This is a genomic window from Thioclava sp. JE_KL1, assembly GCF_009296265.1.
Lineage (GTDB): Bacteria > Pseudomonadota > Alphaproteobacteria > Rhodobacterales > Rhodobacteraceae > Thioclava.
This window is the reverse complement of sequence record NZ_WBJS01000006.1, coordinates 377,115-385,297: the sequence shown is the minus strand read 5'-3', so window position 1 is coordinate 385,297 and position 8,183 is coordinate 377,115. Positions and strand designations below refer to the sequence as shown.

The following is an 8,183-nucleotide window of genomic DNA, read 5'->3' as shown; positions in this document are numbered from 1 at the left end:
AAGCTCAGATACTGACCGGGGCGATGCTTGAGAACAGGCAACCCATCCACGGGATAGAGCGTGAAGGACGCGATCTCGGAGGTTTCGCTGTCCTTCGCGCCAACCTTGAAGCGCCGCCACCCGCGCCAGCCGCCGTCCTGTTCTTCCGCGCCGGCGTAGATCTCTTCCTCCCGCTCGATGAGCGTATTGGCAAGGAACCAGTAGGCCTCCCCCCAGGCATTCAGGATCTCGGGGGTCGCGGCCTCGCCCAACACCTCGGCGACAGCGCCCAGCAGCGCTTCGCCGACATGGGGGTAATGCTCGGGGAGGATCTGCAATCCGACATGTTTCTGTGCAATCCGTTCCAGCGCATCGGCCAAGACCCCGGGATTCCGGATATGGGTCGCATAGGCCACCAGCGCCCCCGCGAGCGCTTTGTGCTGCGGCGAGTTGCCATGCTGATGCGACATGTTGAACAGCGCCGTAATTTCGGGAGCAGCGAGCAGCCTGCGATACATGACCGGCACGATCTGATCGACGTGCGCGGCGACGACGGGTGCAGTGGCTTCGATGATCGCGAGTGTGTTTTCCGAGAGCGGCTTGGCCATCATTGTCTCCTAGGTTATAAAACATGCCGATGATCCGCATCTATTCTCCCGCGAATTAAGATGCCAATCACAGGTATGTTTTCCTGTGCGACATTCTGTCCGGCCTCGTGATACGAGACGGGTCGCTTGGGAGCCCGATCAGGAGAGATGTGCGAATGCGCTTGAACGACACCACGGACCTCGCCTTGCGCGTCATGATCTATGCGGCGTCGATGAAAGACCGCCGTTTCACGATCGATCATCTCGTCGAGGCCTATCATGCGCCCCGAAGCACGGTCATGAAGGTTGTCAACGCGTTGACCCGGGGCGAATTTCTGACTGCACAACGTGGTCGGTCCGACGGCTTGGCGCTCGCACGTCCCGCCCAAGAGATCGGCGTCGGAACAATTGTGCGCCACATGGAGACGGATTTCGATCTCGTCGAATGTATGCGCAGCGGCGGCGATTGCGCGATCACAGCGTCCTGCCGTTTGATTTCCCCCTTGGCGGAAGCTCGCGCGGCATTCTTGGCAACGCTCGACAACTACACGATTGCCGATATCGCGATCTCGCCGCGCGATTTCGGGCTGGCGATCTCGTAAGGCTGATACACCGGGCCGATCGTCCAAAAGCTCTCCGGGCCACCCGTCAGGAAACGGCCGCCCTCCCCCCACGAGACGCAAATACACAAGAGCAATGGAATTCCTAAGGAAATCTCTATTGCCTTTTTGAAGCTGGCCGCGCCGTAGAGCGGTTTTTTCTAGAGATCGAGATCAAATAGAGCGCAGGGCACCTTAGTTCGGCACCAACTTAAAATATTTCCGGTTTTCCCGCGCGAAAGCGCGGCCCTCGGCTTTCATTACTTCCAATCGCACACACGCGCCATTAATCGGCAACCAGATCGTTATCGGCGGCGGACGTAAAGTAGCGGGGGCTAATCTTGGCATACCAAGAGACACCATCGGGGTCATGCCGCAATTCGGTTTCCGCCTCCCCCCGCATAAAGCTGTCGATGACTTGAGAGCCAAGCCCCTGACGGGACGGTGGTTCTTCGATCCGCGGGCCATCGCGCTCTTCCCAGGAAAGCGCGAGCATGGCACTCTCCGGAAGCACTCTCCAACGCACCGAGACGCGACCCTCGGGGACCGTGAGAGCGCCGTATTTAGCCGCATTGGTGGCGAGCTCGTGGATCACCAGCGCCAGGTCAAACGAAAGTCTCTCAGTCAGCAGCAAAGATGGCCCTTCGACGTGGAGTTGCTCAGCCGCACAGGTGTAGGGCTCTACATGGTCAGAGACGAGATCGCCTAGCGGACGCGCTGTGGCGCCTTCCTGTGCCAGTTTTACGTGCGCATCGGTGAGCGCGCGCAGCCGGCCATAGAAAGTCTCGGAAAAGCTTTCGAGATCGGGGGCGCGACGCACTGTCATCGAGAATAGCGACTGCAGAACCGTGAGACTGTTGCGCGTTCGGTGCCGCAGCTCGCTCAGTAGGAAGCGCCCACGCTCTTCCTCCTGAGATAGCCGGTCTATAAGGTCGCGGGTCTCGAATTGCCGACGACGCGCTTCGGCCTGAGCCTCGAAGACGCTCTGCAGCACCGCCGCCTTGACGGGCCGCTCGAGAAGAATTGGCGATGGGGCGTTTTCTTTGCGGTTCACCGCGCGGACAGCGGGCGGGAGACGCGCAACCCGGCTTAGAAGGAAAACCGACGGCAGCCGTGCCCACGCGGGTTCCGCAGCGAAGGTCGCGTTCAGCACCTCGCCGGTCTCTTGGCTCGCACCCTCTTGACTGACAACGACGAATAGAACGCCATCAGGGCCCCGTGCGTCCAAGGCCGAGGCGAGGTCACGCGCGGTGACGCAGGTTCGGGCCGAGAGGCCGGTGCGTTCGACGAGACGCGCCAAGGCTCGCGCATCGTCATTGAGCGGCGCGAGGATCAGAACCGGTGGCGTCTCACAACGAGGCTCAGACATCGCTTTACTCAGCGCTGAGGTCGGAGGCGCTGCTCGCACGCTGCTCGGCCTCTTCGGACAAAGGGATAATTTCGACCGCACCAGCGCGAATGATCAACTGCTCAATATGGCGTTCGTGTTCGCTATGCCGCTTCTTAAGCACAGCGATGGAGCGTCGGATTTCGGACCGGGCTTCATACTGACGCAGGAGAATGATCGAGTCGGCAAGAAAACTGGCGTCGATGGTTGTGGCGGGCGGTTCCCCCAACAGCCCGTGCTGTGTCATGGTGATAATGACCAGCACTTCGCGGCGCGTGAGATGTTGCAGAAGCGCCTGCATATGCGTCATCACGTGACTGCGCTCAGGCAAAGCCTCGAAATAGCCGCTGAGACTGTCGATAACGACAACCCTCGCCCCATCATCCACCGCCTGCAGAACCGCGTTTGCGAATTCGCCGGGCGAAACCTCGGCAGGATCGAAATGTCTTAGCCTAAGCCGGTCAGATTGCTCATAGAACTCTATGTCGAGACCGACGCCGGCGGAGCGGTTGCGCAGAACCTCGGGACGTTCCTCGAATAGAAACATCGCGGCGAGGAGGCCACGTTCGGATGCCGCGCGCGCCAACAGGGTCGCGATGGTCGACTTTCCACTGCCGGACTGACCCGAGATCAGAGTGGTGGTGCCAAACTCCAGCCCGCCACCGAGAAGTCGAGTGAGCGGTTCGTGCGGCGGCTCCAACTTTTCCTCAAGGGTCGCAGGATGTGCCTCGTGCGGAATGACACGAGGGAAAACTTCGAGCCCGCCCGTCTTGATGCGAAAATCGTGCCAGCCTTCTCTGAAAGGTGCGCCCCGCAGCTTCACTATCGTCAACCGACGCTGTGTGATGCCGATGGGCGGTGTAGCACTGTCAAGTTTGACGACTCCGTGTGCGACACCTTCGGCATGACGCTCGCCATCGGGGTGATCAAGGTGGTCTATCAGCAACGCCGTGCAGCCGCGCTCACGTAACTGGCTGCGCAGCGCGAGAAGCTCTCGCCGGTAAGCTGACTCGGTCGAAGAGAGCATTCGCAATTCTAGCAGGGAATCGAACACCACAATGTCGGGCTCCGCGTTTTCAAGCTCGCTGCGCACCCCTTCCATCAACTCGACGAGATCGGCCTCATCGCTTTCTACCGAGAAGCTCCGCTCGCCCTTGCCAAGCTCAGGAGTGTAGACCCTGACCCCAAACAGGTCGATCCCGTGAGACTTGGCGATCATCTCGATTTCGGGGCGAGACTGCGCCACGCTAATGAAAAGCGCGCACCGCCCTTCGACCGATGCCTCGGCGAGGAAATGCAGCGCGAGGGTGGTCTTGCCTGTGCCAGGCGCCCCTTCGACAAGCATGATGCGCCCGGCGGGATATCCCCCCCTCAGCACCTTGTCCAGACCATCAACCCCCGTCGAAACTCTACCCCTCTGTTCAACCACAATACCTCCTAACATGCGGGGCGACGTCTCATCCGGTCCACTCTCAATGCGCGCGACCAGCCAAGATTGGCACCTCTCGACACAATTTTTTTTAAATCAACATTGTTTACATGCTGACTCGAGGAAACCTTTTTGGCAAGGAACGGACACGTAGCGGCCTGTCACCCCCGCCTTCGAGGCACCTGCGCTTCTGAAATGATGGGCGAAAGCTTGCGAACAGTATCGCCTTTGGGTCGTCTTGGTGAGACAAAATCCTACTCCTCTTTCAGTTGTCTTGAGCAAGCTACGAGGAATTATCTGGTATTCGCGAAGCGTCATCTCACCAGGCCAGAAGTGAAGGCAGCCCCCGCTTGAAGCGCTGAAGACTGAGGAGTTGGCGGTTTCGTTCGTGTCGACATGCGCTCGTGGCCACGCCTTGCAAAAGTCCGCTCGCGGCATTTACGCCAAGCACAACAAAGCGTTCTCGATCCGTGGGAACCCTCTGCAAAGGAAGGCGTTCCCCCAAGGTCAAGCATAAGGAACCGCCCATGGCCTCCCGCGCGATCTGGAAAGGCCAGCTACGGCTGTCGCTGGTCAGCATCCCCGTCGAGATTCACTCCGCGACCAAATCGGGAGCGCGGCTTTCGTTCCGGCAAATTCACGGCCCCTCCGGCAAGCGCGTCCATTACGAGAAGACTGTCTCCGGTATCGGGCCCATAGATGCCGACGAGATCCTCAAGGGCTACGAGATCGGCGATGACGAGTATCTGCTGCTCGAGCCTGAGGAGATCGACGCGATCAAGCTCGAGACCAAGAAGACGCTCGAACTCGTGCAGTTCGTCGATGCGTCCGAAATTCCACCACTCTACTACGACCGGCCCTATTATGTCGTGCCGACCGACGATCTCGCGCAGGACGCCTACCGTGTGGTGCGCGATGCGCTGCGGCAGGCCAAAAAGATCGGGCTTGGGCAACTTGTGATGCGCGGCAAGGAGTATCTCTGCGCGCTGCGGCCCTGCGGCGACGGTATCCTTTTGGAGACGCTGCATTATGCCGATGAAATCCGCGAGGCCGATCCGCTGTTTTCAGAGATAGAGGACGAGCCTGCGGACAAGGAGCTGTTGGAGGTCGCCACGCAGCTGATAGACCGCAAGACCGACAGTTTCGACGCATCCGCCTTCACCGATCACTACGATGCGGCGCTGCGCGATCTGATCGACCGCAAGCGCAAGTCGAAGAAGACGCCCCGCGCCAAGACGGGAGAGGACGACAGCAGCAGAGGCGGCGATAACGTGGTCGACCTGATGTCCGCGCTGCAGGACAGCCTCAAGGCCGATGGCAGCGGCAAATCCGGCTCGAAGTCCGTGGGCAAATCGACGGGTCGGAAATCGTCATCGAAAACCTCCGGTTCGAAGTCGTCCGCGTCGAAATCCAGCAAATCCTCCGGCGCGAAATCCTCAACCAAGAAGTCTGCTTGATGGGAAGCCTCCACCGTTATCTCGAAATGCGCGACTTCGCGCAGACGCCAGAGCCCGATGGCGGCACCGCCTCGGGCCATCTCGCGCCGCGCTATTCGATCCAAAAGCACGACGCGACCCGCACCCATTTCGATCTGCGCCTCGAATGGAAGGGCGTGCTGCTGTCCTGGGCGATCACCAAGGGGCCGTCCTTCGACCCGGGTGAAAAGCGGCTCGCGGTGCGGACCGAGGATCACCCGCTGGATTACCTCACCTTCGAGGGCACGATCCCGAAGGACAATTACGGCGCGGGCACGGCGATGCTCTGGGATCTGGGGCATTGGCAGCCGCTGATCCCGGTGGGCAAGGCGCTCAAGAAAGGGCATCTGCATTTGCGCCTGCATGGCGCACGGCTCACCGGCGAGTGGCACCTGATCCGCATGAAAACCGAAGGCAAGCGCGAGAACTGGCTGCTGACGAAGGCCGAGGACGCGGCGAGTGGCGCGCGCGATCCGGTGGCGCGCTATCGCCGCTCTGTCCTGAGCCAGCGCACGACGCGCGAAATCGCCGCTGACAAGCCGCCCGTCGAGACGCAGGCGGGCAAGCGCCCCGGCTTCTCCAAGCCGCAGCTCGCGACGCTCTCCGACAAGATGGTCGCAGGCGACGGGTGGTGGCACGAGCTGAAATTCGACGGCTACCGCGCGCTGATCGCGCTTGGCAAAGGCGGCCCGCGCGTCTTCACCCGCAACGGCAAAGATTGGACGGATCGCTTCGAAGGTCTGCTGCCCGCGCTGGCCGAGGTCGACTGCGACAGCGCCCTAATCGACGGCGAGATCGTCGCAGGCGCAGGGCTCGACGGTTTCTCGGAGCTGCAAAAGGCCATCACCGCAGGCGGTCCGTTCCGCTTCTACGGCTTCGACATCCTGTCGCGCGACGGTAATGACCTTCGCAAGGCGCCGCTCGCTGAGCGGCGGAAGGCGCTGGAAGAGGTGATGAAGCCGCTCCCCGCACTCGGGCCCGCGCAGCTCTCGCCGGTGATATCAAAAGACCCCGAGGATGCCTTCGACACGATCTGCAAGGCAGGCGGCGAGGGGCTGATCGCAAAGCGCATCGACACGCCCTATCGCGGCGCGCGCTCGAAGTCGTGGATGAAGGTCAAATGCGAGCGTCGCGACGAGTTTGTCATCCTTGGCTGGCAGGAAAGCGACAAGCGCGGCCGGCCCTTCGCCTCGCTCGCGCTGGGGGCCGTCGAGGGCAATGACTGGCGCTATGTCGGCAAGGTCGGCACCGGCTTCGACGAGGATCAGGCCGAGGCGTTGGCCAAGGCGATGAAGCCGCTCGCCCGCAAGACCGCGCCCGCGGATGTCGAGGCGTCGGAGGCAAAGGGCATACACTGGATCACGCCCGAGCTGGTCGCGGAAATTCGCTACGCCGAGCGCACCGGGGGCGACAGGTTGAGGCACGCGGTCTTCCTCGGGCTGCGCGAGGACAAGCCCGCGCGCACTGTGCGGCTGGACAATGACGTAGCCTCTGAGGAGCGCCCGAACGTCGCGGGGATCGGGATTTCCTCGCCCGACCGAGTGGTCTTCGAAGGCGCGGGCTATACCAAAGTGGACGTGGCGCGCTACTACGAGGCGATGGCCTATCGCATCCTGCCGCATCTTGCCGAGCATCCGGTGTCGCTACTGCGGCTGCCCGAAGGTCTGGGCGGCGAGCGTTTCTTCCAGAAACATGCGGGGCGCGGCTTTCCCGACGGGATCGAAAGCGTCGAGATCACCGAGAGCGACGGCAAAACGGCGCAATATATGATGATCCGCACGGCGGAGGGGCTGGTCGCGGCGGCGCAGATGGGCACGATCGAGTTCCATATCTGGGGCAGCCGCGTCGACCCGCTGGACCGGCCCGACCGTCTGGTCTTCGATCTCGATCCCGACGAGGGGCTGGACTTCGCAGCGGTGAGAGATGCGGCCTTCGAGATCCGCGATCTGCTCGCCGAGTTGGACATGCCGAACTGGCCGCTCCTGTCCGGCGGCAACGGCATTCATGTCACCGTGCCGCTGCGGCGCAGTGCCGGATGGGACACGGTGAGGCTTTTTGCGCGGGTGTTTTCACGCCTCCTCGTCGCACGGTCGCCCAAACGCTACACCGCCGAGATGTCGAAGGCGAAGCGCAAGGGACGCATCTTCGTCGACTGGCTTCGCAACGGCAAAGGCGCGACCGCCATCGCGCCATATTCGCTGCGCGCACGGTTCGGTGCGCCCGTCGCGATGCCGGTCTCGTGGGACGAGCTGAAGAAAATCCGCAAGCCTAACGCTTTCGATCTGGGTGCGGCGCTGGAGCGGGACGAAGGGATTGCGTTTCCCGATGCCGTGTCGATCAGCCAGGGCCGGGTCGATAAGCTCGAGGACATGCTGGAGGGTTCGGAGTAGCGCGCCCCATGTGATGGTCGCCGCGCCACGGAGGTCGGGGGCGAACGACATCGAGAGGTTCGGCAACTGATCTTCCGACAATTCGGAGACGCCCGGGAGGGCGCGCCTTGCCGCGCCCCTCTTTCTTTTGTCTAGAGCATAGCGGCAATCAGTCTCGATCATGTGTGCATGACCTAAGCCTTCGGCAGGTGGAAAGTTTCTCGCGCAAAAGTAGAGAAGAACTAGCGTGACTTGATAAGTGTCGACTACCTCAGGAATTCCTTGGAGGACGGATGTCAATCTTACGAGTGCTTACGGCGGTCGGAACCATCTTGGGTGTCGCCTCCCTTGCGGGCCT

At 61.6% G+C, this 8,183-nt stretch carries 6 protein-coding genes; 3 read left to right on the top strand and 3 right to left on the bottom strand.

Going from position 1 to position 8,183, the window contains the following annotated elements:
- The coding region (locus F8R15_RS14055) for a globin domain-containing protein (protein ID WP_253732603.1) at positions 1-587 on the bottom strand (587 nt) is incomplete at its 3' end.
- A 155-nt stretch (positions 588-742) separates the two neighbouring features.
- Here F8R15_RS14055 and F8R15_RS14050 point away from each other — a divergent pair.
- Positions 743-1,168 carry an Rrf2 family transcriptional regulator gene (locus F8R15_RS14050; protein ID WP_152844979.1) on the top strand — a complete coding sequence of 142 codons (426 nt, stop codon included), beginning with the start codon at positions 743-745 and terminating at the stop codon, positions 1,166-1,168.
- Positions 1,169-1,451: 283 nt separating this feature from the next.
- Here F8R15_RS14050 and F8R15_RS14045 read toward each other — a convergent pair whose 3' ends face one another.
- Both F8R15_RS14045 and F8R15_RS14040 read right to left on the bottom strand, forming a co-directional pair.
- On the bottom strand, positions 1,452-2,318 hold the full coding sequence (locus F8R15_RS14045) for a sensor histidine kinase (RefSeq protein WP_166741313.1): 867 nt from the start codon (positions 2,316-2,318) through the stop codon (positions 1,452-1,454).
- Between the two features lie 220 nt (positions 2,319-2,538).
- Positions 2,539-3,981: an ATPase domain-containing protein gene (locus F8R15_RS14040; protein ID WP_166741312.1), complete on the bottom strand. Its 1,443-nt coding sequence runs from the start codon at positions 3,979-3,981 to the stop codon at positions 2,539-2,541.
- A gap of 527 nt (positions 3,982-4,508) precedes the next feature.
- Between F8R15_RS14040 and F8R15_RS14035 the strand changes: the two genes are divergently transcribed.
- Complete coding sequence (locus tag F8R15_RS14035; RefSeq protein ID WP_152844977.1) at positions 4,509-5,438, top strand: Ku protein; 930 nt, start codon at positions 4,509-4,511, stop codon at positions 5,436-5,438.
- Positions 5,438-7,846, top strand: a complete 2,409-nt coding sequence (gene ligD, locus F8R15_RS14030; protein ID WP_152844976.1) for a DNA ligase D — start codon at positions 5,438-5,440, stop codon at positions 7,844-7,846. Before F8R15_RS14035 ends, ligD begins: the two co-directional genes overlap by 1 nt.
- Positions 7,847-8,183: the final 337 nt, after the last annotated feature.

Coding starts and splice junctions, on each gene's coding strand:
- F8R15_RS14035 (WP_152844977.1), top strand. CDS start 4,509: ATGGCCTCCCGCGCGATCTGGAAAGGCCAGCTACGGCTGTCGCTGGTC.
- F8R15_RS14050 (WP_152844979.1), top strand. CDS start 743: ATGCGCTTGAACGACACCACGGACCTCGCCTTGCGCGTCATGATCTAT.
- ligD (WP_152844976.1), top strand. CDS start 5,438: ATGGGAAGCCTCCACCGTTATCTCGAAATGCGCGACTTCGCGCAGACG.